The organism is Delftia sp. GW456-R20 (assembly GCF_001622915.1).
In the GTDB taxonomy this organism is placed as follows: Bacteria; Pseudomonadota; Gammaproteobacteria; order Burkholderiales; family Burkholderiaceae_C; genus Comamonas; species Comamonas acidovorans.
On sequence record NZ_LWCN01000004.1, the window covers coordinates 1,173,676 to 1,199,510 of the forward strand.

The window sequence follows — 25,835 nt, forward strand, 5'->3', positions numbered from 1 at the left end:
CCACCCCTTCAGGAGCACCCCATGAAACATGAACGCATGGCATCCGCCCACCCGCGCCGCAGTGCGCTGCGCCGCATGGCCCTGGCCTGCACGGCATTCGCCGCCCCTTCGCTGTGGGCGGCCGCACCCACGGCCCGCATCCCCGTCGAGGTCTGGAAGGACCCCAACTGCGGCTGCTGCCAGGACTGGGTGGTGCACATGGAGCAAAACGGCTTTGCCGTCACCGTGCACGACACCGGCAACAGCGCCGTGCGCGCCAGGCTGGGCATTCCGGCGCGCCTGGGCTCCTGCCACACGGCCCTGGTAGAAGGCTATGCGCTCGAAGGCCATGTGCCTGCGGCCGACGTGCACAAGCTGCTCAAGCAAAAGCCCAAGGCGGTGGGCATTGCCGTGCCCGGCATGCCCGTGGGCAGCCCCGGCATGGACGGCCCCGAGTACGGCGGCCGCAAGGACCCCTACGAGGTGCTGCTGATCACCAAGAACCTCATGAACAGCGACGTTTCCACCCGCACCTTCACCAGCTACCGCTGAACCCGGAGCACACCATGCACAACACAGCCCTCCTTGTTTCCCGTACGTCCCGTACGTCCAGTACCGCCCTTGCCGTGCGCCTGGCCCTTGCCGCCGCGCTGATCCCGGCCTGGGCCGGTGCCCAGGCCACGGCCCACGACCATGCGGCGCATGGCGCGCAATCTGCAGAAACCGCACCTGCCGCCGCCAGCCAGGACCTCAGCGAAGGCGAGGTCACGCGCTGGGATGCTCGCACCAGCAAGGTCACGCTGCGCCACGGCGAACTCAAGAACCTGGGCATGCCGCCCATGACCATGGTCTTCCAGCTGCGCGTGGCTGCACCCGAGCCCGCCCTCAAGGCCGGCGACAAGGTGCGCTTTCGCGCCGAGCAGGACCAGGGCGCCTTCGTGGTCACGCAGCTGGAAGTGCTGCGCTGAAGAGCGGGTGCAGGGCTGCCGTTTCGGCTAAGGTGAAGGCCTGTCCATCACCGAGCAGAGCAGCGCATGCCAAGCACCGACTCAGACCCCGGCTCCATCACCCGCGTACAGGGCATCGAGGTAGGCCACCACACCGATGCCCGCCGGCCCACGGGCTGCACCGTCGTGCTGGCGCGCGGCGGTGCCGTGGGGGGCTGCGATGTGCGTGGCGCCGCCCCCGGCACGCGCGAGACCGACCTGCTGCATCCCTCCAACCTGGTGCAGCAGGTGCATGCCGTCATGCTCTCGGGCGGCAGCGCATGGGGGCTGGACGCTGCCAGCGGCGCCATGCGCTGGCTCGATGAGCAGGGCATAGGGCTGGATGTGGGCGTGGGCCGCGTGCCCATCGTGCCGGCCGCCGTGCTGTTCGACCTGGCGGTGGGCGACAGCCGCATCCGCCCGGGTGCCGATGCCGGCCATGCGGCCTGCCAGGCCGCCAGCGCCGCGCGGCCTGCCGAGGGCAATGTGGGCGCCGGCATGGGCGCCTGCGTGGGCAAGGTCTTCGGCATGGATCGCGCCATGAAGGGTGGCATCGGCACGGCCTCGCTCACCGTGCACGGCGTCACCGTGGGCGCGCTGATCGCCTGCAATGCCGTGGGCGATGTGGTCGACCCCCACAGCGGCGCGCTGCTGGCCGGCGCGCGCAGCCCCGATGGCCGCCAGCTGCACGACACCTGCCGTGCCCTGCTGCGCGGCGAAGAGCCCCGGCCGCTGCTGGCAGGCACCAACACCACCATCGGCGTGATTGCCACCGATGCACGCATCACCAAGGTCCAGGCCCAGCGCCTGGCCGTGGTGGCCCATGACGGCCTGGCACGCGCCATACGCCCCGTGCACACCATGAGCGATGGCGACACATTGTTCGCCCTGGGCACCGGCCTGGCCGAGCACTCTCTGGGCATGCTGACCCTGTCCGCCATGGCCGCCGAGGCCGTCGCCCTGGCCACGGTGCGCGCCGTGCTGGCCGCGCAGTCGCTGACCACGGCCGAAGGGCTGGAGCTGCCCTGCGCCAGGGAACTGGCCGCCTGCCGGCCCTGACCGGGTTCAGGCCTGCAGCGCAACCGCCCAGGCGTCGTAGCCGTAGACGCCATCGGCATTGCCACCGGCGCGCAGCCAGTTGTTGCCGCGCGAGCCGATCTGGATCTCGCTGGTGCGCTGCATGCGCATGGCCTGGTAGCGCGCCAGGACCTCGGGCACCTGCTGCGGACCCGGGGCGGCATCCAGGTTGCGGGCCAGCACCACGGCGTCTTCGATGGCCATGCCTGCGCCCTGGGCCATGAAGGGCATCATCGGGTGGCAGGCATCGCCCAACAGCGTGATGCGGTCCTGCGACCAGGCCGGCAGGGGATCGCGCTCGTACAGCGCAGTCTTGAGCACGCCATCGCAGGCGTCGAGCAGCGCCCGGGCATCGGGATGGAAATCGGCGTAGAAGCCGCGCAACTCCTCAACGCTGCCGGGCGTGGTCCACGATTCCTCGTGCCAGGAATCCTGGGCCGTGGTGGCGAAGATGAAGGTGTCGCGCCCCTGGTTCAGAGGAAAGGTCACGATCTGGCTTTGCGGCGTGGCGCCCCACCATTTGGTGAAGGCCTGGATGTCGGGCACATGGCGCACGCGCTCGGTGGGCACCACCGCGCGGAAGGCCACCACACCCGTGAAGCGCGGGCTCTCGGCACCGAACAGGGCCGCGCGCACCACGGAGTGGATGCCGTCCGCGCCAATGAGTGCGTCCAGCCCGGCCACTTCGCTGCCATCGGTGAAGGCGATATCCACGCCTTGCCCCGTCTGCGTGATCTGGCTGGCACGCTTGCCCAACTGCACCTGGTCCAGCGGAAAGGCATCGGCCAGCGCGGCCAGCAGATCGGCGCGGTGGATGGTCAACTGCGGGGCGCCGTACTTGCGCTCGGCCTCGTCACCCATGGTCAGGCGCGAGGTTTCCTCGCCCGTGTCCCAGTTGCGGCTGATGCGGTGCGTGGGCCGGGCGGCGCTGGCGCGCACGGCGGCGGCAATGTCGGCGCCCAGGCCATCGAGGGCGCGCACGGCATTGGGCGTGAGGTTGATGTCCGCGCCCACGCGCAGAAACTGCCGGCTTTGCTCGAACACCAATACTTCATGCCCTGCCTGGTGCAGCGCATTGGCTGCCGCCAGTCCGCCAATGCCTGCTCCGACGATGCCTATCCTCAAACGCGCCATGGTTCCTGTCTCCTGCTGGTGGGGTCTATTCGGTGATGCGCCCCGTGATCCGGAGCGCACCGATGCAGGACATTGTCTTTTTGACAGGCCTCAGGCCTCAACCTCCGCAAGGCCCGAATTGGGCACGATTCGTCCCCATCGGCGCCGGCGCATGTCCGGCAGGCGCCTCAGTCCACGCGCCGCAGTTGCCCTTGTGCCAGCAGCTTGTCGCGCATGCGGCGCGTCATGGACTGGGTGCTGCCATCGGTGGCCGTGAACAGGAACAGCGTCTGCTGCGGGCTGACCCAGGTCAGCTGGGTGCGGATGCACTGCCGGGCGTTGGACAGTTCCACCCAGGTGCCCAGCGCCCAGTCTTCGGACACCACGGGAACCACCGGCGGCGGTGGCTCCAGGGGCAGCGCGGGCTCGGCAGGCATCGGGGCGGCTTCGCCAACGGCCAACGCAGCCTGCCCCGCAAGCCCAGCAAGGGCCTGCGGCGCTTGTGCAGCCGGGGTGGCCGGCAGCTCATACTGCAGCGCCTCGGGCAGCTCCAGGTCCTGCTCGGTCAGCGCGCCGATATCGTCCACCATCGGCCGCCGCACATCGAGCGGCACCGGCAGGGAGGCCGCCACGCCAAACAAAGACTGCGGCAGACGGCCCGCCAGGGAGCCGGGCGTTGTCTGGCCAAGCGTTGCCGCACCAGTGGAGGAAGACAGGGACGCCAGCACCGAGTCCGACCCGTAGATGGTCGGCGGTACGGAGTCCAGATAAATGTCCACGCTCTCTATGGGCTGGCGGACCACACCGGCATCCAGCGCATCCTGGTGCAGGCCGGCCAGGCGCGCGGCAAAGGCCTGGATTTCCTCTTCCGTACGCCCCACGCTGCGCAGGCCGGCGCGCAGCCGGGCCTGCAGCCGGGGTGCCAGCGCCACCAGGCGGTCGGTATCACGGCCCGCATGTGCCGACACGCTCCACAGCAGGCTGGGCACCAGGGCCAGATAGCCGCCGGGGTCCCGGGCCTCGCTGCCGTCCACGGGTTCCTGAACGCTGGCGATCACTTCGGCCCAGGGTCCCGTGGCGAATTCCAGAATGTCATCGGGCACGCCCTGGGCGCTGGGCAGGCGCCGGATGGCGGCTGCAATCTGCTCGGCCCTGGGCATGGCGATTTCGGGCCAGCGCGGGTCCACGCCCCGCCTTTCCACATGCCTGAGCGCAGCCGAGACAGGCCCGGTCACCGTGCCGCCTTCCGGCATTTCGCCAGGACCCACGGGCTGCATGCCGCTGCCGCCCCAACCGTCGCGCAGCTGCTGCAGCACCGTGGCAAAGGCCGACGCATCGGCACGCTGCAGGGCCGCCAGCCGCATGGCGGCGGAATCGGCCACCTGCAGGAATTGTCCGTAGCCCGGCGCGGATTCACTGTCGAACCACAGGCTGCGTGCCGTCAGCTCATCCAGCAGTTGGCGCGCGGGGTGGCTGCGGTCTTCAAAAAAGCGTGCGTCCTGGACCACCAGCTGCTGCAGCAGCGGCTCCAGACGGCCCACGGTGCGCTGCACGGAAGGCAGCAAGCGCGTGTCGGCCGCCATGAAACGCATCATGCGCTGCAGGGTGTGCAGCGCGGCGCCGTCGTCGGCACGCACGCCGGGTGCGGGCTCCTGCTGCTCGGGCGGCTGCAGCGCCTGCATCAGTTGCTCCAGCTGGGCCGAGTGGTGCTGCACGGACTCCAGCGCCATGCAGCTCAGCGAAGTCCAGCCTTCGGGCAGCGCCGCCAGCACGGTGGGTGCCGTCTCGCTGCCCTGCCGGGCGGTGGTCTGCAGGCGGCTTGCGCCGTCCATGGCCGGCGCAAACTGCCCGGGCACGGAATAGGCGGATGTGTGGGCCAGCGCCAACATGGAAGAAGGCGCCGAAGTGGGCGCCTCGCGGTGCGAATCCATCCAGCGTGGATCGGACAGCAGGGCGGCCACCAGGCGCCGCGTCAGCTCATCTTCCTGGGCCTGCTGGCCAAAGGAGCCATAGGCGCGGCTCTGGGCCACGGCATCGCCATAGTGGGAAGGCGCCCGCCAGCGGCTTTGCCCCGGCAGGTCGGAATGGCGGCGCCCCGCGTCGGGCGATGGGGCCTGTGCCGGCGCCAGGCCATAGGCCGCAGGCTGCACCCCCTTGTCACGCAGGGATTGGGCGATATGGCCGTACTCGGACACCAGCAGCGCACCCAGGTGCTCGCGCATGAAGCCCAGCCAGCAGGCGGCGGAGCCGGGGTCCACCCCGGTGTCGTCGATCACGCGCTGCAGCGCCTGCACATAGCTGTGGGGCCGCAGCGGATTGCGTTCGGGCTGGACACGGTCCAGGCCCTGGACGGCACTGACCAGGGCATCGAGCTCGGCCAGCGCGATCTCCACCTGCGGCGCCACATGCTGCAGCAGGCGCTGGTGGGCCAGCTGCGACTGCAGCACGGAGTCGTCCAGGAGGGAGAGAGAGGCGAAATCGGTGGTTCCGGGCACACCGGATGCACCGGACATGCCAGGCACAGGGGGCCAGGCCGCAGCGCCGCCGGATTGACCAAAGCATTCCAGCAGCGCCCGCCCATAGCCCTTGAGCATGGGCGCCCGGTGGCGGGCCAGCAGCTCCAGCGCCTCGGGGATTTCAGCGCGGCGCGGCAGGCCCGAGCCCGGCTGGTCGGCCTGCTCCATGGCATGCGCCGTGCGCTGCAGCAGCCGCAGGATCAGCGCCTCCGAGCCACGCACAGCCTGCACCAGGCAGGCTTGCAACGCGGCAACAGAAACGGGTGGAGGATTCATGGCCCGAAGAATACAGGCTCCAGCCCGTGCCGGAGGCGCTTTGAGGCTTGCCTTTGATGCTTACTTCAGTGCCTTGTAGCGCATGCGCTTGGGCTTGGCACCCTCCTCGCCCAGACGCTTTTTCTTATCGGCTTCGTACTCCTGGTAGTTGCCGTCGAAGTACACCCATTGCGAATCGCCTTCGGCGGCCAGGATGTGCGTGGCGATACGGTCGAGGAACCAGCGATCGTGGGAGATCACCAGCACCGTGCCCGCATACTCCAGCAGCGCATCTTCCAGCGCGCGCAGGGTTTCCACGTCCAGGTCGTTGGACGGCTCGTCCAGCAGCAGCACGTTGCCGCCCTGGATCAGCGTCTTGGCCAGGTGCAGGCGGCCGCGCTCGCCGCCGGAGAGGTTGCCGACCTTCTTTTGCTGGTCCTGGCCGTTGAAGTTGAAGCGGCCTGCGTAGGCACGCGAAGCCATCTGGAACTTGCCGACGTTGATGATGTCCAGCCCGCCCGAGATGTCTTCCCACACCGTCTTGTCGTTGGCCAGCGCGTCACGCGTCTGCTCCACATAGGCCATCTTGACCGTCTGGCCCACGATGACTTCGCCGGAGTCGGCCTGCTCGCGCCCCGCGATCAGCTTGAACAGCGTGGACTTGCCGGCACCGTTGGGGCCGATGATGCCGACGATGGCGCCAGCGGGGATGTTCATGGTCAGGTTGTCGATGAGCACGCGGTCGCCAAAGCTCTTGGTGACGTTGTTGAACTCGATGACCTGGGTGCCCAGGCGCTCGGCCACAGGAATGAAGATTTCCTGGGTTTCGTTGCGCTTTTGGTATTCGAAATCGCTCAGTTCCTCGAAGCGCGCGATACGGGCCTTGGACTTGGTCTGGCGGCCCTTGGCGTTCTGGCGAACCCACTCCAGTTCCTTCTTCAGGGCCTTGGCGCGGGCTTCCTCGCCCTTTTGCTCGGACTCCAGGCGGCTTTGCTTCTGGAACAGCCATTCGGAGTAGTTGCCCTTGTAGGGAATGCCGTGGCCACGGTCCAGTTCCAGAATCCACTCGGCAGCGTTGTCCAGGAAGTAGCGATCGTGGGTGATGGCCACCACGGTGCCGGTGAAGCGGTGCAGGAACTGCTCCAGCCATTCCACGGACTCGGCGTCCAAGTGGTTGGTGGGTTCGTCAAGCAGCAGCATGTCGGGCTTGGACAGCAGCAGCTTGCACAGGGCCACGCGGCGCTTTTCGCCACCGGACAGCTTGCCGATCACGGCATCCCAGGCCGGCAGGCGCAGGGCGTCGGCAGCGATCTCCAGCTGGTGCTCGGAGTCGGTGCCGGCAGCGGCGATCTTGGCTTCGAGCTCGCCTTGCTCGGCGGCCAGCGCGTCGAAGTCGGCGTCGGGTTCGGCATAGGCGGCGTAGATTTCATCGAGGCGCGAACGGGCCGCGTTGACTTCGGCCATGGCCTCTTCCACGGCCTGGCGCACGGTGTGCTCCGCATTGAGCTGCGGCTCCTGCGGCAGGTAGCCGATGGACAGGCCCTGCATGGGCAGCGCCTCGCCTTCGAATTCCTTGTCCACCCCAGCCATGATCTTGAGCAGCGAGGACTTGCCCGAGCCGTTCAGACCCAGCACGCCGATCTTGGCGCCCGGGAAAAAGCTTAGAGAGATGTCCTTCAAGATCTGCCGCTTGGGCGGCACGGTCTTGGTGAGGTGGTTCATCGAGAAAACGTATTGAGCCATTCTGGTCCGAGTACTTGAATCGTTGATTTCTGCAAAAACCGGGCAACAAATCGGTTGCACGCCAGCCGTGATTATCCGCGCATGCGACAATACCCTGCGTCACGGGTTCCAGTTGCCCGTGACATCAGCATTCCAGCTGGGGACGATGGACGCTGTTTTCCAGGCTCCCGACATTGAACTACATCCGCCTACGACTGGTCCGGCAACCGCCCTGGTTGCCTCGACAGGCAGATACCCAGCGCCCCGGACGGGCGCATCTTTGATCACATGACATTTGAAGAACTGAATCTGGCTCCCGCCATTCTGAAGGCCGTGCTTGAGGAGGGTTACGAGAACCCGACTCCCATCCAGGCACAGGCCATCCCTGCGGTGCTCGCCGGCCACGACCTGCTGGCAGGTGCCCAGACCGGCACCGGCAAGACCGCTGCCTTCACCCTGCCCATGCTGCACCGCCTCTCGCAAGGCCAGGTGCCGCGCAACAAGTTCGGCGGCAAGGGCATCCGCGCCCTGGTGCTGACGCCCACGCGTGAACTCGCCGCACAGGTCGAGGAATCGGTGCGCAGCTACGCCAAGTACCTGGACATCAACTCCACCGTCATCTTCGGCGGCGTGGGCATGAAGCCCCAGATCGACCGCATCAAGAAGGGCGTGGACATCCTGGTCGCCACGCCGGGCCGCCTGCTGGATCTGCAGCAGCAAGGCTTCATGGACCTGTCCACCGTCGAAGTCCTGGTGCTTGACGAGGCCGACCGCATGCTGGACATGGGCTTCATCCATGACGTCAAGAAGGTGCTGGCCCTGGTGCCCAAGGACAAGCAAAGCCTGCTGTTCTCGGCCACCTTCAGCGACGAGATCCGCGACCTGGCCAACGGCCTGCTGCGCAACCCGCAGTCCATCCAGGTCACGCCCAGCAACACCACCGTGCAGCGCATCACCCAGGTGATCCACCCCGTGGGCCGCGGCAAGAAAAAGCAGGTGCTGCTGCACATCATCAACGAGAACAACTGGAGCCAGGTTCTGGTGTTCACGCGCACCAAGTTCGGCGCCAACAACGTTGCCGAATTCCTGACCAAGAACAACATCAGCGCCATGGCGCTGCACGGCAACAAGAGCCAGAGCGCCCGCACCCAGGCCCTGGCCGGCTTCAAGACCGGCGAGCTGCGCGCCCTGGTCGCCACCGACATCGCTGCACGCGGCATCGATATCGACGAGCTGCCGCACGTCGTGAACTACGAGATCCCCAACGTGTCCGAGGACTACGTGCACCGCATCGGCCGCACGGGCCGTGCCGGTCGCGAAGGCCACGCCGTCAGCCTGGTCTGCATGGACGAAGAAGGCTTCATGATGGACATCGAGCGCTTCACCAAGCAGGAAATCCCGGTGCAGGTGCTCGAAGGCTTCGGCCCCGAAGAGGACGAAGTGGCCGAGCCCATTGCCATGGGCCGCCAGACCATCTGGGGCGGTGCAGGCAAGCCGCCCAGCCGTGACGTCATGCAGGCCGCCGCCAAGGCTGCGCGCCAGGAAATGATGGACCGCATCCGCACCACCAAGGCCACCCAGCCCGACCGTGGCGGCCGCGCAGGCGGCCGTGGCCAGGCTCCCAAGGCCGGCTCGGACGAAGGCCGCTCCGAAGGCAACGCCGGCGGCCAGGGCCGTGGCCGCAACCACGCCGGTGCAAGCGCAAACAACAAGCCGCGCCGCGATCGCTTCGATGGTCCGGGCAATGGCTCCGGCGCCGCCCACCGTCCCAAGGCAGCCCCCCAGAACGCCCCCCGGCGCGGCCCGCGCCCTGACGGCGAAGGCGGCGGTGGTGTCCGTCGCTTCGATGACCAACCCCCGCGCGCTGATGCCCACCTGGGCACCCAGCTGGGCCATGCACGCAGCAGCGGCCCCCGTGGCAGCGCAGGTGGCGGCCAGCCCGATCCGATGCGCACCAGCGTGGACACCATGGCCGAACGCGGCCGCCGTGGCGGCTTCAACCGCGGCGGCAATGGTGGCGGCGGCGGTGGTGGCGGCTTCGGCGGCGGTGGCCGTGGCGGCCCCTCGCGCGGCGGCTACGGTCGCTGACCTGCACCACGGCTCCTTGGCATGCCCTGCGGCAAGCCGAGGAATCCGCCAGCAAAAAAGGGCTGCATCTCTCCGGGGCTGCAGCCCTTTTCACATGGCGCAGATTGCGCATTCAGCCGACAGCGCGCCGCAAGCCTGCATGGCTATCATCCCGATAGCATTGCGGCCTGCGGCGATTGAAGGCCGCGCCCTTTTCCCGGATTTCAAAGACTCCCCCGACTGGTTCCTCAAGGCCACGCCATGACACTGCAGACCCCACACGCCACCCCCTCCAGCCAGCGCCCCGATTCGGAGCTGCCACAGGACAGGTTGCGGTGGTCGGCCCTGGCGTGCGCAGCCCTGCTTTCCGCCTGCGCCAGCACCCCGCTGCCGCCATGGCCCACCACCTCCAAGCCCCAGGCGCCCGCCCCCACCCGGCCGGCCCCGGCCACCCCGGTGGTGCCGCAGGCGACCACGCAGCCCATCGCGCCGGCCAACAACCTGGTCCCCCTGCCCTACAACGCGGCCGTGGCTGCGCGCTTTCCCGATCCAGCCACCCGCTACGACACACCGGGCCTGGCGCCGCAGCGCAACCAGTTCACCACGGCCAGCGAACTGTCTTCCTGGCTGAACAGCCAGGCCAGCAAATCCCTGGGCCGCGACACGCGCCTGGGTATCGTGCAGCCCGGCAGCTCGCAGCGCGGCAGCCCCATCCAGGCCCTGGTGGCCACGCGCGCACCCGGCATTCAGCCGTCGGCGCTCTATGACAGCCGCCGCCCGACGGTCATGCTCGTGGCCGGCCAGCACGGCGACGAACCTGCGGGTACGGAGGCCTTGCTCATCATCGCCCGCGAGCTCGCTCCCGGCGGCCTGCTGGAGCCGCTGCTGCAGCAGATCAACGTGATCCTCGTGCCGCGCGCCAACCCCGACGCCGTGGAAGCCGGCACGCGCAATGCAGCCGATGGCACCGACATCGCCCATGACCACCTTCTCCTGAACACGCCGGAGGCCAAGGCCCTGGCCACGCTGGCGCGCGACTACCGCCCCGTCGCCGTGGTGGACCTGCAGGAATTCCCCGCCGCCAGCATCTTCCTGCAGAAGTACCAGGCCATACAGCGCTACGACGCCCTGCTGCAGTACTCGGCCACGGCCAACCAGAATGAATTCGTGACCAAGGCTGCGCGCGAGTGGTACACGGCGCCGCTGCGCACCGCGCTGTCACAGGCCGGGCTGAGCAGCGACTGGTACTACACCACCAGCCAGGATCTGCAGGACAAGTCCATCTCCATGGGCAGCCTCGCGCCCGATTCGCTGCGCAACGTCAGCGGGCTCAAGAACTCGGTGGGCTACCTGGTCAGCAGCCGTGGCTCGGACCTGGGCCGCGCCCACATCCAGCGGCGCGTGCACACCCTGGTCACCGCGTCCACACGCATGCTGCATTCCAGCGCCGAGCGCGCCAAGGACCTCACCCAGGTGCAGGCCTTCGTGGCGCGCGAGACCGCCTCCCTTGCCTGCCACCAGCAACTGGCCGTACTGGCCGAGCAGACGCCCGAGCAGCGCACCCTCACCATGATCCAGCCCGACACGGGCGCCGACCAGCAGGTGCGCGTGGACTGGAACGCTTCGCTGCAGCCGCGCACCACGCTGTCGCGCCCGCGCTCCTGCGGCTACTGGCTGTCCGCCAGCGCCCAGCCCGCCGTGGACAGGCTGCGGCTGTTGGGCCTGCAGGTGCTCAAGGTGGCCGAGCCCGGCCAGCTGCTGGCCGACTCGTACAACGAAGCCCGCTCGGCCACGCCCGCCAGCGGCGCCTATGCGCTCACGCGCGGCGCCGTCGAAGCGCCCGTGGGCAGCTACTACCTGACGATGAACCAGCCCATGGCCAATCTTGCCGCTGCGGCGCTGGAGCCGGACACACCCTACAGCTACCTTGCACGCGGCCTGGTTCCCACGATGACCGACATGGCGCGCGTGATGGCGCCTCCTTCGGTGGTTTTCGAGGAAGAAGACGACGCCGAATGACGGCAAGGGCGCCAGGGCACGCCGCCAAGCCCTGAGCGCCCACCCATTGCGGGTATGATCCGCGCTGGCCCGTCAGCGGCCATACCTGCCCGTAGCTCAACCGGATAGAGCAATTGCCTTCTAAGCAATAGGTCGGGGGTTCGAGTCCCTCCGGGCAGGCCATCCTGGCATCCCAAGAAATCCCAATACGTCCAAAGAAGTCCAAGGGCCCGCGCTGGCCTCGGGCTTCAGGTACACCTAGCTTTCGATGTCGTCCAACGGCGCCCCGGTGGCGCGATACACGCGTGACGTGATGCCATCCGGAGTGGGTTCGACGTGCCTGACTACGTGCCTGACTAACGGCAAGCACCGGGACATTGCCGTGCTCTACGGGCAGGATCGATGGCGCACAAGAGCTGTCTCCTGGCGTCCGCTCGGCGCAGATGCAACACGACGGCCGCGTGATCTCACGGTCCCGATTGATTGAAAATCTGGTCGCTCTGGAAAAGCAGCTTCCGGAGGTGGAAGGCATCAAGGTACCCGGCCGGATCGTTCATCTGTCAGCGATGAAGATGGAGCTCCGGGTGGTAGCCAGTCGGCTTCCCGGCAGCTCAGTCTTCGTCCAGCGCCTCAAACCGCTCTGCCAGGAAATCCAGCAGCGCCCGCACGGCCGGCAGCAGCCCGCGCCGCGAGGCGAACACCGCATGGATGATCTCGCGCCGTGGCGCCCAGCCCGGGATGACGTGGACCAGTTCACCGCGCGCGATCTGCTCGCGCACCATCATCGAGGGCAGTTGCACCACGCCCACCCCCGCCAAGGCCGCCGCGCGCAGCGCCAGCATGCCGCGCGTGACCAGGCGCGGCCGGTGGCGGATGGCCGCCTGCGTGCCGTCCGGGCCGATCAGGTGCCACACATGCTCATGCTGCGGCAGGCCCAGGTCCATGCTCGGCAGGCCTGCCAGGTCGGCGGGCACCTGGGGGATGCCGCCTGTCAACAGCTGCGGGCAGGCCACCAGGCATTGCCCGCGCTCGGCGAGCATGCGCATCACCAGGTCGCTGTCCTCCAGCGGCGGCGGGCGCACGCGGATAGCAACGTCGATTCCTTCGCCCACCACGTCCACGCGGCGGTTGGTTTCCTCGAGGTGGATCTCCACGCGCGGATACGCGGCCATGAAGGCCGCCAGCATGTCGGCGATGCGCGCATCGAGCAGCGCCACCGGGCAGGTCATGCGCACGATGCCGCGCGGCTCGGCGTGGGTCAGCGCGATGGCCTCGTCGGCGGCGTCGGCCTCCACCAGCATCGCCTTGCAGTGGCCGTAGTAGGTCTGGCCGGTCTCGGTGACGGCAAATCGCCGCGTGGAGCGCTGGATCAGGCGCGTGCCGAGACGCTCCTCAAGCTGCGCGATGCGCCGGCTCAGCTTGGATTTGGGCATCCCCAGCGCGCGGCCCGCGGGCGCAAAGCCGCCGTGGTCCACCACCTGCACGTAGTAGTAGAGGTCGTTCAGGTCTTTCATTGCACACCGTCTTCATCGTTCCTCAGATAGGACTCTGATGGCAATTATTAACGACTACCGCGTTCATCGTTCAAATCCTATTCTCTATCCGTCAGCCAAGACCTTTGTCTCGGCGACCCAAGGAGACTCACCATGACCAAGCCCTACGTCCGCCTGGACAAGGACAACGCCGCCGTGCTGCTGGTAGACCACCAGACCGGCCTGCTATCCCTTGTACGCGACATCGACCCGGACAAGTTCAAGAACAACGTGCTGGCGCTGGCCGACATCGCCAGCTATTTCAAGCTGCCCACCATCCTGACGACCAGCTTCGAGAACGGCCCCAACGGACCGCTGGTGCCGGAGCTCAAGAGCCAGTTTCCCCAGGCGCCCTACATCGCCCGGCCCGGCAACATCAACGCCTGGGACAACGAGGACTTCGTCAAGGCCGTGAAGGCCACGGGCAAGAAGCAACTCATCATCGCCGGCGTGGTGACCGAGGTGTGCGTGGCCTTCCCCGCACTGTCGGCCATCGAGGAAGGCTTCGACGTCTTCGTGATCACTGACGCCTCCGGCACCTTCAACTCCATCACCCGCGATGCGGCATGGAATCGCATGTCGCAGGCCGGCGTGCAACTGATGAGCTGGTTCGGCGCTGCCTGCGAACTGCACCGCGACTGGCGCAACGACGTGCAGGGGCTGGGCACTCTGTTTTACAACCACATCCCCGACTATCGCAACCTGATCACTAGCCACACCATGCTCACCCAGGGCAATTGAGGAGAAGACCGTGAGCACACCCCAAACCATCGCCAACTTCAACGGCGCCCGCCCGGTCATCGATCCCGACAATGTAGCGATGCTGCTGATCGACCATCAAAGCGGCCTGTTCCAGACCATCAAGGACATGCCCTTCACCGAGGTGCGTGCCAATGCCACCACACTCGCCAAGGTAGCGACACTGGCGAAGATCCCGGTCATCACCACCGCATCGGTGCCGCAGGGTCCGAACGGCCCCTTGATCCCCGAGATCCACCAGTACGCCCCGCATGCCCGGTACGTTGCGCGCAAGGGCGAGATCAACGCCTGGGACAACCCGGAGTTCGTCGCTGCCGTCAAGGCCACTGGGCGCAGGCAGCTCATCATCGCGGGGACGATCACCAGCGTCTGCATGGCCTTTCCCAGCATCGCCGCGGTGCACGAGGGCTACCAGGTCTTCGCGGTGATCGACGCCTCGGGGACCTACTCGAAAATGGCGCAGGAGATCACGCTGGCGCGCATCGTGCAGGCTGGTGTCGTGCCGATGGACACGGCGGCGGTGTGCTCGGAGGTGCAAAAGACCTGGAACCGTGAGGACGCGTTGCAGTGGGCGCAGGCCTACAGCGCAGTCTTCCCGCCTTACCAGTTGCTGATTGAAAGTTACTCCAAGGCGCAGGAAGTGGCCAGGAACGGTGAGCAGCTGGATTCGCAACGCACCTGACTGCGGTAGCACGGCACGGGTACGAGGCCGCTTGCCCAAGGTGTCGGCGGCCATGGTGGAATTTGTGGATGAGGCGCAGGACTGAGACCCCGGCCCCGGAGGCGCTCAGCGCCAGCAGTCTCCCACCGTTCCCAGGGGCGAGATGCCCTTCACGCCCAGGGCGTTCAGGGTGTAGTCGCCGCAGCGCCTGTCCGATGCCTGGCGGCCGGTGCGCGTGGCCTTGAGCGTGTAGCCGCCGTCATTGGCGGCCGTGGCCATCGTCAGGGTGTAGTGGCCGTTCTCGGACTTGTCCCCCCAGGGCAGTCTGAGGTTGGCGACGGAGCTTGTGTAGCCACCGTTCTGCGCCCGCCAGCGCTCCTGCCGGGCGGCGGCCTCGCCCAGCAGGCTTTGCGCCTCCACGCGCCGCGATCGCAGCACGTATTCCTGGTAGGAGGGGTAGGCGATCGCCGAAAGAATGGCGACCACCGCCACCGTGATCATCAGCTCGATCAGCGTGAATCCATGTAGCTTGCTGCGCACGCATTTCTCCTTGGGGGCCCGCAGGGCCAGCCAGACGGCCGGGGCCGGCAGGCCCCTGTGTGTAGTGGATGGGATGGCGGTCACGGGTTCGCTGGCTGGCGGCGCCAGCTCTGTCGCCCCCGGTCCACTCCGCTGTTGATATCGTCGCCCCCGGTCTTGACTGGGTCTCCCGCCCCGCTTGGCTTTCCGCTGGAGTCGAAGATCTTCGCGCCGCTGATGGTGGGCCTGCCCGGCCCCACCTCGCGGCCGTTGACCTGCTGGCCTGCCAGGTTGTCGGAGGCGTTGAAGATGCCGTCGCCGTTCACATCGAAGGCGACATAGTCGGTCTTGCCCCCGGTGTCGGGATCGATGGCGTAGATCGTGCTGGCCAGGCCTGCGGAGCAGGGGTCGCCCAGCGGCGGCCGGATGGAGGTGAACACCAGCCCCCGCCCGTACAGGCTCATGTCGTAGACCAGTCTTTCTCCGTCGCGCGGCAGATCGACGTACCAGCCCCAGCTGTGCACATTGGAGTCGGCGGTGCTGGTGGCGTCCTTGTACCAGGTGACCGGGTTGGCCGACAGGGCGAACTTGCCCGGAAAGCCGCTCACCTGGGTGAACTGCTGGGCCTGCAGATCCCCACGCCCCTTGCCGGCGGTAGGCAGCGGCTGCGGCGCAGTCGTGGCGGGTGTGCCGTAGCGATCCCAGATACCGAACACCGATTGCCGGCGCATGTCCAGCTTGTCGTCATCCGTCATGAAGCGGCCCGTGCCGAAGGCCACCACATCGCCCTTGCCGCTGGAGTGCCGCACCACGTAGGGTGCGGTGGTGATGGACAGCCGCTTGCCGCCGCTGCGTTCGGACTCGCGTGCCACAAAGAACAGTTGCGCATTCCATGAGCCGCTGGCACCACTGGCCAGGTCCACGCGCCATACATTGCCCGCAAGATCACCGGCATAGGCCAGGTCCACCTTGCCATCGCCGTTGTTGTCCACCACGGCGGCGCGCGACAGGCCGTTCTTCGGCGCAGGCAGCGCGTTCAGCTCTGCGGCCGTCATGCCTGCCGCAAAATCAAAGCGCCGGATGACCTCGCCACTGGAGACATCCAGCACAAACAGGCTGGACTCGCCGGAGGCGCTGTTCGACGCCTGGTAGCCATTGGACAGGAATACCACCCACCTGCCCTTGGACCGGCCGGCGTCGTTGAGCCGCGCAACGACAGGCGCGGGCATCGAGTAACCCATGCGTTCGTCCTGTTCAACCCCGAACTCCCACAGCAACCGGGGGGAGGTGGGGTCCGTGACGTCCAGCGCGAAGACCTGCCGCCCGCCCGCGCCCAGGCTGCCGACCAGCACCCTGTGCCAGGCGTTGCCGAAGTAGACATCGGAGACCACGGGCGTCCCGTCCACGAAGTAGCGGTGGGGAGCGCCGCCCGCGCCATACCGGGACGCCAGGACATTGAGCGAATCCTTCACGCCCGATGGAATGAAGGCGAACTCCTCCTTGCCCGATGCCGCGTCGAAGGCGTGCAGCATGCCGTCGTTGGCGCCCACATACAGCATCTCCTTGGCAGCCTGTTTCGCGGCAAAGGCGGCATAGGTGGTGCTGCCCTCCAGCTTGTCCGCGGCAGAGGCGCGGTACAGGCCGCCCTTGACCCGCACCAGCGAGGAATTGACGATATCGCCCAGCACATTGGGCTTTCCGCTGTCCAGGGGCTTGCGCACGCGCAAGTCATCGCGCACCTCGCCACGCAGGAACTCGATGCGCTTTTTTGCCTGGCCATCGGCGGAGTTCGTGGCCGGGTCCGTGTTGAGTACGGCCAGCCAGGACGCATCGGAGCGCTGCCCGCTGAGACTGGAGTACGTGAAAGGGCTCAGCGACACGGCACTGCCGGTCCTGCTGGGATAGTAGATCTTGCGGTCATCGGCGGACCGCGCCGACAGGAGTTCCGCCGCGCTCCAGACCAGCGTTCTGTCGCTGGTGGTGAGCTTCTCGCGGATGACATCGCCGCTCCAGTACTGGACCTCGAACGTGGTGCGATACAGGTCGGCGCCTTCGCCCAGTGTCGCCGTGGGCATGTCCACGCTGACCGCCGTCACGGAACTGATGCTCTGCAGGATGTCGTTGAACGCCTTGGTCAATTGGTCCTTGAGCGTGCCGGCATTGGTCACCAGAAAATAGTTGTCTGGATCTCCCGTGATCTTGGAGGGATCGCGGTCCGGCACACCGTACTTGGCGGCATACCACAGCGGCCCCTTCAGGAAGCTGCCCGCGTCGGTCGCATTGCCCGGAGTGAAGCTGCGGGTGGCCGTGAGCCCCAGGTTCGTGCATTCCGTGCGCTGCTGGGCCGAGATGCTGCCCCGGCAGTAGCCCGGATCGCGATTGGGTGGCGTGTTGTAGGCGTAGTAGGCCGAGGCCGTGTCCTTGTCACGCACCTCCAGGTACATGCCGTCCTTGGTGGTGCCCGAGATCACATAGCCCATGTGCTGTCCCAGGCCGCCAGCGGCGTATTCGGACACCATGTCGATCTTCACCTTGCCATCGGCCTGCAGCGCGATCGTGTAGCGCGCGATGGCGTCCATGTCATGGTCGGCGCCCTGCTCCACGTCCTCGTAGTTGATGCGGAACTCCGCATAGGGCCGCCCGCCATTGACCGAGGCATCGATGTCCGCCTTGCCCGTGTTGGCAATGTTGACCACGTAGTAGTCAACGATCTGGTTGGTCGGCGTGAAGACCGCATTGTTCACGGTGCTGCCGCCGGCACTGCCGGAGACGGTCTTGGCAAACGGCGCAATGGTCACAAAGCGTTTGCCGCCGATCGGAAAGCGTATTTCCGGCAGCGGTGACGCAATGGCCACGGAGTAGGTCCTCAGCGCATTCTTGCCCTGGCTGTTGCCGAAGATGGCATTCCTGGCGCCAAAACGGGCCACGCCGGCGGCATAGTAGGTGCCTTCCTTGCTGGGCTCCTCGGGAGACAGGCCGCGCGCCCAGGACAGGTCAGCAATGGTCTTGACCGAAGGAGCCTGGTCGGCATTGGCCGACGTTGACTGGCCGATGAAGAAGTTCTTCCCGTCTATGCGCTCGGCCGAGCCGATGGCCGCCACCTCGTCAGAGACATTGAAGCCATTGAGGGCGCTGGCACCGACGCTCGCGTAGCGGCTGCCGGGCAGCTTGCCGTCGTAGGAGGGATTGATGTCGCTGAGCACCGTCATGACGGGACGGGAGCAGTACTGGTAGCCGCCCCCGCCTTCGGCCTTGGCCCTGTAGGGCGTTTCCCAGGCGGGCTTGGACAGGCCCAGGGACGCGTCCTTGGAGGAGCCGCCGGCGTAGTCATAGATGCCGAGGGCCTGGGACGCGCCGCCGAAATAGCGCATGGTCTCGAACATCATTTCGCTGATGGGATTGCCCCACATGGCGCACTTCGATGGCTTGTCCAGCGAACTGATGGGGCCGGACGTGATCCAGCCGCATTCCACGTATTTGCCGCCGGTGTAGCCGATCAGGCGCTGGCGGTCTATGTTGGCGACCACGCCATTGACACCCGTCCTGAACTGGCCCGTCTGAGGGTCGACTTCCTCTGCGAAATTGCTGATATTGCGGCGCAGCACGCCGCCGGCGATGTTTTTCTCGTACGAGCCTGTGAGCAGGCCGAAGTACATCTTCCCGTTCTCTCCGAAGTCGTGCAGCAGCCCCGTGGGCTTGTAGATGGTCTTGCCGCCGTTGGGATAGGCCTTGCAGCTGGCCTCGAGCAACTGGACATTGCTGCTGGAGCAGGCCTCCACAAGCAGGTTGTAGTCGGTGATCCTGCTGGTGCCTCGCGCGCACGAATTGCCGCCTGCACAGTTGCTCTGCCCTGCAAAGCCCTCCTGGGACACCCAATCCCAGATCTGGAACGAGGAGTCATTGAGCACGCGCAACTGGGTGATGACGCCAGCGGCCTCCCCCAGCGTGGTGACGGCAAACAGATGGCGCGTGCCGGACGCCGGCTGGCGCAGCGGCGCATAGTCCGAAATGCTGTAGACCCCGAGATCCCGCGCAGGGTCATAGGCCTTGCCCCAGCTGTGCGCATCCCTGGGAATGTAGGCGGTCTGCAAAACGGTGCGCGAAGCAGTGTCCTCCGCACGCATGCCGCCATAGAGCACGCGGCGTATGGCGTCCATGCGCGATGTGGCCAGATAGTTCAGGAAGTCGCCACTCCAGTTGTTCGAGCACTTTTTCCTGTTGCTTCCGGTCGCTGCCTGCGAGGGCACGAAAACACCCTTGGAATAGCTGTAGCAGACGTTGTTGTTGAAGTAGCCGTAGTAGTCGATCTGGTCCGGCTTGTACCCGACATCGATCACACCGTCGCCGTTGAGGTCGGAGGCATCGTTGTAGGCCTCGTAGTACAGCTTGTGGTCACGCCCCATCACCAGCATGTTCAAGGGCGCCAACGCCTGGTTCACGAACAGCGGCATCTGGGACAGCACGGTGTCCGCGCGCCCCTGGGCATGCGCCGGCGTACTGGCCAGTGCCAGTGCGCACGTCCACAGCGCCAGGGCCGGCCACGCGAGTGCCCGGCCCTGGCGCGCCCTCGGGCCATGCATGGTTTTCCAACTTGCAATGCGAGCCATTGAAGCTCCCTCCCCCTGCTTACTTTATGAACATGTTGACGCTGGACCGCAGGCACAGCGCATCCGCTCCGCAGGCCTGGGCCTGCGACTTTTCCGTGGCCTGGGCATTGACCTCATAGAAGTCCGTGCAGCCGGTGGCGGGTGCATCCAGCGCGGACGTCGCACTACCCGACTTGGGACAGGCGGTCGTGATGTATCGGGGATACCAGTACCCATCGGGCTTCTGAAACCCGGCCGCCTTGGCCTTGGTCGTCCGAAAATCCGTACCGAGCCCGATGGAGTCCGTACGCACGTCGGACACCGAGCAGGGAATGCCGCTGCCCTCGGCCACCGGAGTGCCGGCGCCATTGCAAGGCTTGAGCGCGACGGCATGCTCCAGCAGCTTGCGCTCGCCTTCTCGCAGCGTGCCATCCGCGGTTTCATACAGCCGCTGGCTATCCACCATGTTGGCGGCGATGCGCGCCTCCAGCGTGGCCACGCGCATGCCGACCACCGCCAGCAACAACACCAGCAGCAGCATGATCATGGACACCAGCAAGGCATTGCCGCGCTGGCGCCCGTGCAGGACACAGGACATGCAGCGGCGGCTCCGGGCTCCGATCAGCGCGGTCATGGCATCAGATTCCTCAGGGTGAGCGTGCCGGTGGCCAGTTGCAGCAGGGCGCCGGCATTCGCATCGCATCGGGCCGCGGCGCCGCCCAGTTGCGCCCAACGCTCGCAGACGGTGGAGGCCATGCCCTGCGTCACCTTGCCGGAGCTTTCCAGCAAGAGGGCAAGGCGCAGGGAACGGATGGCTTCCTGCTGCCCGGGCAACGTGGCCGCGAAGGCATCGACCCTGCGTATCGCGCCGGGCGCTGTCTGCCGATCGATGCCGAACTCGAAATGCACCGCCCGCACGCCATCGGCAAGCGGCACAACCTCCTGCGCTGCCCGGCAGACCAGCACACCACTTTCGACGGTGTATTTCTCCGCGAACATGCCGGTCGCCGGCGCCGGAGCGTCATAGGGGCCGGCGGCTCCCAGGTTCGCGGGCGTGCCGGCACAATCGGTTTCCGCAGCGTCCCGGGGCTGGAAGCGAAGGCAGATGCTCTGCGCGTCAGCCGCGTAGAGCGCCTGTCCCTGGGCGAACTGGCAGCCGTTGGGATGGGGCGAGGAATCGGCAGGAAATGCGTCGAACATCGCCTGCGAAGGGTCTCTCCTGTAGCCTGCCTTGGAGAACTCGGAGTCCAGCACGGCCAGTGCCAGCCGGCTGTTGCCGAGGTTCTCGCTCTGCCCCACGCGAAAACCGAAGCTCGACAGCCCCTGCATGTAGATGGTGGTGGCAATCAGCACGAGGAACAGGCCGATGGCCAGCGCCACCATAATCTCCACCAGGGACATGCCTGCCTGTGACGGCATGCGCATGCGGCACGCCCGTGCGCCCGGCCCGCGCTCAAAGCCGCGACCGCAGCGTGAATGTGCAAAATTCATTGTCGCTTCCATCCAGACATTGGCCTTTCTTGACCGGCCAGGCCACCGTCACGGACACCAGGCCATCGGCATCGGCGCTCACGGCGAAGGAGCTGTCGATGCGGTCCGCGGTGAGATCGGGCACCAGCTTGCGGGCCCGATCGCCCCAGCAGGCCAGGCGCTGCTCACGCGGCTGCGGCAGAGGCTGGCAGGCCGCAGGGGCCGCGGGCATCGCCGCACCCTCCAGCTTCTGATAGCCGGCCAGTTCCTCCACGGGCGCGCCCTTCGCGTCCAGGACCGTGGCTGTATCCCCCCGCAGAGTCTCCAGCAGTTCGGAAGCCAGCATGGATGCCATCTGGCGCCGCTCGGTATCCACGGTGTATTCAATGGCACGCACATGGATACGCACGGCGCCCAGCAGCCCCACGGCCACCAGCAGCACGGCGACGAGTACCTCGATAAGGCCTGCGCCGCGTTGCCTGCGAGAAGAAAAAGGAATGGACATGTTGCAGACCCGTTGCACGCGCATCAGCAACTGCCGCCGGCAGGCAGCCGCTGCTGGCGCACAAGCCCGGCGCGAGTCACTCTCAGGCAGTGCATGCGCGTGGCATGGCGAGCCGTGACGGTCAGCGTGTACAGCGTGCTGGCGCCGGAGAACTGCCTGGCGGTCCCCGTGGTTTCGAACAGGACGCCCTGGGAAGAATCACCGGAGGGCGACACGGTCACGGCATCAGGCACCCGGGCCTCGCGCACCAGTTGCCCTCCCGACTTGGCGGACCATGTCTGCCCCGCGCCCACAAAGCTGCTTTCCACCCGTTTGTAGACCGCTTCGGAGCGAGCCAGCTGCAGCAACGACTGCAACTCGAGCGCAGCCGAGCTGACGCGCTGGTTGGCTATTTGAACGATGAAGGAAGGAGCGGCCAGAGCGGCCAGAATCGCGACCAGCGCCACCACAACCATCATCTCGATGAGGGTGAAGCCACGGGGCCATTGCCACCTGCCACCTGGACAGCCGTTGCGTGTGTAACCGGGATTTTTCATGCAAGCGTGCTTCTCGTTGGCGGGGGACCATGCGACAGGCCTGCAAGCCCTGCGCCATTGCTCTTGATTGATGTTTGCAATCGTAATTCAATAGCAATGCAAAACACCTATTGACACAGGTCATGGGACAAATATAGGACTTGTCTTATAAAACCTGCGCAGAGCGCAACACCCCATCCAGCAAGCCCGGCCCGCCGTCCGCGCACGCAAGCTCGGCGGAACGGCCCGCGCAACGGGCATGGCCATTGGCGATACGGCAGACCGCGAAGTCAGGCAGGCAGGCCTCGCATCAAGCGCCTGAAAATCCACGGCAGCATGAGCGGCCGCAATCCAGCCGCAGCGCGATTGGCCATGCGAATATCCCGTCTGCTTGCAGCCCGAGGAAGAAAAAGTTTTCGCCCAAAGCAAAAATCCCCAGTGCATTTCTGCACTGGGGATTTTCTTGTTTGGGGTGGCTGATGGGGCTCGAACCCACGACAACAGGAATCACAATCCTGGACTCTACCAACTGAGCTACAGCCACCGTTGAAGCATTCGATTATATGCCAAAAACTAGCAGGCAAATGCTTTGGAACAGGCGTTGCGTGACGCATCGGGAGCAGCAGGAACAAAGGTGCATCGAGGACGCGGGCAACGGGCATGATGCCGCCATCCTCCATGCAGCCGCAGCCGGCAGGAACCTTTTCCGGCGTCCCTGGAGCTTTCGGGACAACCAGTCCCCCTGCCGCCCAAAGCAAAAATCCCCAGAGCATTTCTGCTCTGGGGATTTTTTTATTTGGGGTGGCTGATGGGGCTCGAACCCACGACAACAGGAATCACAATCCTGGACTCTACCAACTGAGCTACAGCCACCGTAGAAGAACGCTATTCTATTCCAAAAAACTGCTTGATTTCTGAAATTTCTGTTTTGCTAGAAATTTCTCTCATCAGGGGCGCGGGACCTTGATCTGCACCTTGAGCTGTTTCTTGAGAAGCTCGTAGTATGCCATAGCTTCTGCGACCGCAGAGCTTCGCAGGAAGTCCTGCTTCTGCGCGGCAGCAGCCTGTGCATCATCGGCCGGGCGCTCGACGATGCGGTTGATCTTGACCACGGCATAGCCTTGGGCACCCATGTCAACACCCGTCCAGGCAGGCAGCTGAGCGGTCGGTGCGCGCAGGGCGGCATCCACCACTTCGCGCGACAGGCCTTCGGGCTGGTCACGGCTGATCACCTTGGCGGCAGGCAGTTGCGCCGCATCAGGCTTGGCCTTCCATGCTGCAAGCTTGGCCTCGCCATCGGCCTTGGCCAGTTCGGCGGACTTTTGCGCCACGTACAGGGTGCGCAGCTTGTCGGCTACCTCGGCCATGGGCAGCGTGCGGGCAGGCGTGTACTCCACCACGCGGCCGGCCACCAGTTGGCTGGAACCCAGCTCCACCGCATCGGTGTTGCGCTTGTTGTTCAGCGAGTCGCTGGAGAACAGCGCCTCCAGGAAGCGGGGGTTGGCCAGGGGACCCTTGACGTTGGGGCCGGGCTGGCGCGTCACATGGTCTGCCTTTTGCACGGTGAGCTTGAACTTCTCGGCCACGGGCTGCAGGCTGTCCGACTGCTCGTAGACCGCGTTGGAGAAGCCTTCCGCCAGTTCGGCGAACTTGCGCTGGGCCTGCTGCTGCTTGAGTTCGGCTTCCAGCTTGGGACGCATCTGCTCGAAGCTCGGCGCCTTGGGCTTCTTGATGTCCACCAGCGAGATGATGTGGTAGCCGAAGTCGCTGTGCACCACGTCGCTGATGTCGCCCACCTTCATGCCGAAGGCTGCGTCCTCGAAGGGCTTGACCATGGCACCGCGGCCGAAGTAGCCCAGATCGCCACCCGATGCAGCGGAGCCACCGTCCTGCGAATTGGCCTTGGCCAGTTCGGCGAAGCGCTTGGGGTCCTTGCGCAGCTCGGCCAGCAGTTCCTCGGCCTTGGCCTTGGCTTTTTCCTGCTCGGCGGCAGGCGCATCCTTGCTTGCATTGATCAGGATGTGGCTGGCACGGCGCTCTTCGGGGCCGGCCAGGCGCTCGGCGTTCTGGTTGTAGTAGGAACGCACATCGTCTTCGCTCAGCGTGATGCCGGCCTCGATGCTGGGAACGTCCAGCAGCAGGTATTCCACCTTGGCCTGCTCCGATTGCTGGAACTGGCTGGTGTGAGCGTCGTAGTAGGCCTTGAGGTCTGCCTCGGTGGGCTGGACCTTGCTGGCGTAGGCGCTGGCTTCAAAGCGTGCCACCTGCACTTCGCGGCGCTGGTACAGCGCATCGATGGCCTGCTTGACCTGGGTGTCGGTCGCAAAGGCCGTACCCGTCACGCCACCCATCACCTGGTTCATGGACAGCTCGCGGCGCAGGTTGGCCTCGAAGCCTTCGGGCGTCAGGCCCTGCGATCCGACCAGGGCGCGGTAGGCCTCGGCATCCATCGAGCCGTCAGGCTTCTTGAGCGCGGCAATCGCGGGGATCTCCTGCAGCGTGCGCACCAGTTGCGCATCGGATGCGGCCAGGTGCATCTTCTGCACGGCAGCGGCCAGCACCTGGTCACGCACCATCTTCTCCAGCGTGGCGTAGCGCGCCTGCGGCGAGTCCAGCAGCTTGGGGTCGATGTTGGGGTTCTCGGCGCGCAGGCGATCACTCTCCATGCGGTGCGCGTTCTCCCAGTCGGCCTGCTTGATCTCATGACCATCGACACGTGCGACGATGACGCTGGACTCTGTGAAGTAGTTCTGGTTCACACCCACGAAGATGAACGAGGGAATGATCAGCAAGAACAACAAGATCATCACGAACTTGGAATGCTTGCGGATGGATTCGAACATGGTCTGTCGTCTTTCAATGGCAGAAATAGAAAAGGCGAACTTTCGTTCGCCTTTTGTTCTTGGTGGGTGCTGACGGGGTCGAACCGCCGACCTACGCCTTGTAAGGGCGCCGCTCTACCAACTGAGCTAAGCACCCCACCTTGACTGGTGTCAGTTCAGGGCATCTTTCAATGCCTTGCCCGGACGGAACTTTGGAACCTTGGCGGCCTTGATCTTGATGGTTTCGCCGGTGCGGGGGTTGCGGCCCGTACGAGCAGCGCGCTTACCAACGGCGAATGTGCCAAAACCAACGAGCGACACTGTACCACCCTTTTTGAGGGTTTTCTTCACAGCCTCAATCGTGGAATCCAGTGCACGAGCAGCCGCAGCCTTGGAGATGTCGGCGTTGTTAGCGATGTGCTCAATCAGTTCGGTTTTATTCACAAGATGCCTCTGGAGAAATAAGTGAATGGGATGTCTCTGCGGCCACCAACTTGGCTCGGCCAGAAACCCGGCGCGACGGATACGGAATCTGGCTTGCCGTTCGACGCCTGCCTCGGGGCAGACATCGGTGAATTAAAGCCATCGACCTTCCAGGTGTCAATGCACGCTGCGCATCGCAGCGACAGGGGACGATTCTATGCGGTTTTGGCGCCAGCTTTGGCTTTGCGGCCGGTTTTTTGCGCCCGGCGCAGGCTAGCGGCTTCACGAATTGACAAGGGTTGACAATGGACTTGTCCGCTGCAGGCCTTG

The 25,835-nt window shown here is 65.9% G+C and carries 20 protein-coding genes and 4 tRNA genes; 9 read left to right on the forward strand and 15 right to left on the reverse strand.

Annotated features, from left to right (window positions below; translation table 11 throughout):
* Nucleotides 1-21: 21 nt before the first annotated feature.
* From A4F85_RS10635 to A4F85_RS10645, 3 genes are all read left to right on the forward strand, one after another.
* Nucleotides 22-531, forward strand: coding sequence for a DUF411 domain-containing protein (locus A4F85_RS10635; protein ID WP_013803096.1), 510 nt, complete (start codon nt 22-24; stop codon nt 529-531).
* A gap of 14 nt (nt 532-545) precedes the next feature.
* A complete protein-coding gene (locus tag A4F85_RS10640) occupies nt 546-947 on the forward strand; it encodes a copper-binding protein (RefSeq protein WP_063326564.1) in 402 nt (133 codons plus the stop codon).
* Nucleotides 948-1,013: 66 nt separating this feature from the next.
* Entirely contained in the window at nt 1,014-2,024 is a 1,011-nt protein-coding gene (locus A4F85_RS10645; RefSeq protein WP_063326565.1) for a P1 family peptidase, read from the forward strand.
* Between the two features lie 6 nt (nt 2,025-2,030).
* Here A4F85_RS10645 and A4F85_RS10650 read toward each other — a convergent pair whose 3' ends face one another.
* The 3 genes from A4F85_RS10650 to ettA form a co-directional block, all read right to left on the reverse strand.
* The gene (locus A4F85_RS10650; RefSeq protein ID WP_012204753.1) at nt 2,031-3,176 is read right to left on the reverse strand and encodes an FAD-dependent monooxygenase; all 1,146 of its coding nucleotides are present in this window, start codon (nt 3,174-3,176) and stop codon (nt 2,031-2,033) included.
* Between the two features lie 167 nt (nt 3,177-3,343).
* A complete protein-coding gene (locus tag A4F85_RS10655) occupies nt 3,344-5,947 on the reverse strand; it encodes a DUF1631 family protein (RefSeq protein WP_063326566.1) in 2,604 nt (867 codons plus the stop codon).
* 60 nt (nt 5,948-6,007) lie between these two features.
* On the reverse strand, nt 6,008-7,669 hold the full coding sequence (gene ettA / locus A4F85_RS10660) for an energy-dependent translational throttle protein EttA (protein WP_013803101.1): 1,662 nt from the start codon (nt 7,667-7,669) through the stop codon (nt 6,008-6,010).
* 267 nt (nt 7,670-7,936) lie between these two features.
* On the opposite strand from ettA, the gene A4F85_RS10665 reads away from it, so the two are divergent.
* The 4 genes from A4F85_RS10665 to A4F85_RS10675 all read left to right on the forward strand — a co-directional run bounded on the left by A4F85_RS10665 (nt 7,937) and on the right by A4F85_RS10675 (nt 11,896).
* Entirely contained in the window at nt 7,937-9,736 is a 1,800-nt protein-coding gene (locus A4F85_RS10665; RefSeq protein ID WP_063326567.1) for a DEAD/DEAH box helicase, read from the forward strand.
* A 94-nt stretch (nt 9,737-9,830) separates the two neighbouring features.
* Nucleotides 9,831-9,980: a hypothetical protein gene (locus tag A4F85_RS30535; RefSeq protein WP_156517002.1), complete on the forward strand. Its 150-nt coding sequence runs from the start codon at nt 9,831-9,833 to the stop codon at nt 9,978-9,980.
* On the forward strand, nt 9,977-11,734 hold the full coding sequence (locus tag A4F85_RS10670) for a M14 family metallopeptidase (protein ID WP_013803103.1): 1,758 nt from the start codon (nt 9,977-9,979) through the stop codon (nt 11,732-11,734). The genes A4F85_RS30535 and A4F85_RS10670 overlap by 4 nt, the downstream gene beginning before the upstream one ends.
* Before the next feature lie 85 nt (nt 11,735-11,819).
* Nucleotides 11,820-11,896: transfer RNA gene (locus A4F85_RS10675), tRNA-Arg, on the forward strand.
* Nucleotides 11,897-12,324: 428 nt separating this feature from the next.
* On the opposite strand, the gene A4F85_RS10680 is transcribed toward A4F85_RS10675, so the two are convergent.
* Nucleotides 12,325-13,227 carry a LysR family transcriptional regulator gene (locus A4F85_RS10680; protein ID WP_016445413.1) on the reverse strand — a complete coding sequence of 301 codons (903 nt, stop codon included), beginning with the start codon at nt 13,225-13,227 and terminating at the stop codon, nt 12,325-12,327.
* Between the two features lie 132 nt (nt 13,228-13,359).
* Here A4F85_RS10680 and ycaC point away from each other — a divergent pair, with 132 nt between their 5' ends.
* Complete coding sequence (gene ycaC / locus A4F85_RS10685) at nt 13,360-13,986, forward strand: isochorismate family cysteine hydrolase YcaC (RefSeq protein WP_063326568.1); 627 nt, start codon at nt 13,360-13,362, stop codon at nt 13,984-13,986.
* A 10-nt stretch (nt 13,987-13,996) separates the two neighbouring features.
* Complete coding sequence (locus A4F85_RS10690) at nt 13,997-14,686, forward strand: hydrolase (RefSeq protein WP_013803115.1); 690 nt, start codon at nt 13,997-13,999, stop codon at nt 14,684-14,686.
* A 105-nt stretch (nt 14,687-14,791) separates the two neighbouring features.
* On the opposite strand, the gene A4F85_RS10695 is transcribed toward A4F85_RS10690, so the two are convergent.
* The 11 genes from A4F85_RS10695 to A4F85_RS29560 all read right to left on the reverse strand — a co-directional run bounded on the left by A4F85_RS10695 (nt 14,792) and on the right by A4F85_RS29560 (nt 25,526).
* The gene (locus tag A4F85_RS10695; protein WP_185070527.1) at nt 14,792-15,205 is read right to left on the reverse strand and encodes a type IV pilin protein; all 414 of its coding nucleotides are present in this window, start codon (nt 15,203-15,205) and stop codon (nt 14,792-14,794) included.
* 80 nt (nt 15,206-15,285) lie between these two features.
* On the reverse strand, nt 15,286-19,764 hold the full coding sequence (locus tag A4F85_RS10700; RefSeq protein ID WP_231890523.1) for a pilus assembly protein: 4,479 nt from the start codon (nt 19,762-19,764) through the stop codon (nt 15,286-15,288).
* Nucleotides 19,765-19,810: 46 nt separating this feature from the next.
* A complete protein-coding gene (locus A4F85_RS10705; RefSeq protein ID WP_034392036.1) occupies nt 19,811-20,404 on the reverse strand; it encodes a pilus assembly PilX family protein in 594 nt (197 codons plus the stop codon).
* Nucleotides 20,401-21,195, reverse strand: a complete 795-nt coding sequence (locus A4F85_RS10710) for a prepilin-type N-terminal cleavage/methylation domain-containing protein (protein WP_013803119.1) — start codon at nt 21,193-21,195, stop codon at nt 20,401-20,403. The genes A4F85_RS10705 and A4F85_RS10710 overlap by 4 nt, the downstream gene beginning before the upstream one ends.
* A gap of 28 nt (nt 21,196-21,223) precedes the next feature.
* Nucleotides 21,224-21,745, reverse strand: coding sequence for a type IV pilus modification protein PilV (pilV, locus tag A4F85_RS10715; RefSeq protein ID WP_231890525.1), 522 nt, complete (start codon nt 21,743-21,745; stop codon nt 21,224-21,226).
* Between the two features lie 23 nt (nt 21,746-21,768).
* The gene (locus A4F85_RS31245) at nt 21,769-22,281 is read right to left on the reverse strand and encodes a GspH/FimT family pseudopilin (RefSeq protein ID WP_063326571.1); all 513 of its coding nucleotides are present in this window, start codon (nt 22,279-22,281) and stop codon (nt 21,769-21,771) included.
* A gap of 447 nt (nt 22,282-22,728) precedes the next feature.
* Nucleotides 22,729-22,804: transfer RNA gene (locus tag A4F85_RS10725), tRNA-His, on the reverse strand.
* Between the two features lie 253 nt (nt 22,805-23,057).
* Nucleotides 23,058-23,133: transfer RNA gene (locus A4F85_RS10730), tRNA-His, on the reverse strand.
* A gap of 74 nt (nt 23,134-23,207) precedes the next feature.
* The gene (locus A4F85_RS10735; protein ID WP_063326572.1) at nt 23,208-25,103 is read right to left on the reverse strand and encodes a SurA N-terminal domain-containing protein; all 1,896 of its coding nucleotides are present in this window, start codon (nt 25,101-25,103) and stop codon (nt 23,208-23,210) included.
* A gap of 60 nt (nt 25,104-25,163) precedes the next feature.
* Nucleotides 25,164-25,239 (reverse strand) — tRNA-Val (locus tag A4F85_RS10740).
* A 14-nt stretch (nt 25,240-25,253) separates the two neighbouring features.
* On the reverse strand, nt 25,254-25,526 hold the full coding sequence (locus A4F85_RS29560) for an HU family DNA-binding protein (RefSeq protein ID WP_012204727.1): 273 nt from the start codon (nt 25,524-25,526) through the stop codon (nt 25,254-25,256).
* Between the last annotated feature and the right edge of the window lie 309 nt (nt 25,527-25,835).

Bases quoted from the DNA above. Each gene is read 5' to 3' on its own strand.
- A4F85_RS10635 (WP_013803096.1), top strand. From the start codon at position 22: ATGAAACATGAACGCATGGCATCCGCCCACCCGCGCCGCAGTGCGCTG.
- A4F85_RS10640 (WP_063326564.1), top strand. From the start codon at position 546: ATGCACAACACAGCCCTCCTTGTTTCCCGTACGTCCCGTACGTCCAGT.
- A4F85_RS10645 (WP_063326565.1), top strand. From the start codon at position 1,014: ATGCCAAGCACCGACTCAGACCCCGGCTCCATCACCCGCGTACAGGGC.
- A4F85_RS10650 (WP_012204753.1), bottom strand. From the start codon at position 3,176: ATGGCGCGTTTGAGGATAGGCATCGTCGGAGCAGGCATTGGCGGACTG.
- A4F85_RS10655 (WP_063326566.1), bottom strand. From the start codon at position 5,947: ATGAATCCTCCACCCGTTTCTGTTGCCGCGTTGCAAGCCTGCCTGGTG.
- ettA (WP_013803101.1), bottom strand. From the start codon at position 7,669: ATGGCTCAATACGTTTTCTCGATGAACCACCTCACCAAGACCGTGCCG.
- A4F85_RS10665 (WP_063326567.1), top strand. From the start codon at position 7,937: ATGACATTTGAAGAACTGAATCTGGCTCCCGCCATTCTGAAGGCCGTG.
- A4F85_RS30535 (WP_156517002.1), top strand. From the start codon at position 9,831: ATGGCGCAGATTGCGCATTCAGCCGACAGCGCGCCGCAAGCCTGCATG.
- A4F85_RS10670 (WP_013803103.1), top strand. From the start codon at position 9,977: ATGACACTGCAGACCCCACACGCCACCCCCTCCAGCCAGCGCCCCGAT.
- A4F85_RS10680 (WP_016445413.1), bottom strand. From the start codon at position 13,227: ATGAAAGACCTGAACGACCTCTACTACTACGTGCAGGTGGTGGACCAC.
- ycaC (WP_063326568.1), top strand. From the start codon at position 13,360: ATGACCAAGCCCTACGTCCGCCTGGACAAGGACAACGCCGCCGTGCTG.
- A4F85_RS10700 (WP_231890523.1), bottom strand. From the start codon at position 19,764: ATGCATGGCCCGAGGGCGCGCCAGGGCCGGGCACTCGCGTGGCCGGCC.
- A4F85_RS10705 (WP_034392036.1), bottom strand. From the start codon at position 20,404: ATGACCGCGCTGATCGGAGCCCGGAGCCGCCGCTGCATGTCCTGTGTC.
- A4F85_RS10710 (WP_013803119.1), bottom strand. From the start codon at position 21,195: ATGCGCATGCCGTCACAGGCAGGCATGTCCCTGGTGGAGATTATGGTG.
- pilV (WP_231890525.1), bottom strand. From the start codon at position 21,745: ATGTCCATTCCTTTTTCTTCTCGCAGGCAACGCGGCGCAGGCCTTATC.
- A4F85_RS31245 (WP_063326571.1), bottom strand. From the start codon at position 22,281: ATGAAAAATCCCGGTTACACACGCAACGGCTGTCCAGGTGGCAGGTGG.
- A4F85_RS10735 (WP_063326572.1), bottom strand. From the start codon at position 25,103: ATGTTCGAATCCATCCGCAAGCATTCCAAGTTCGTGATGATCTTGTTG.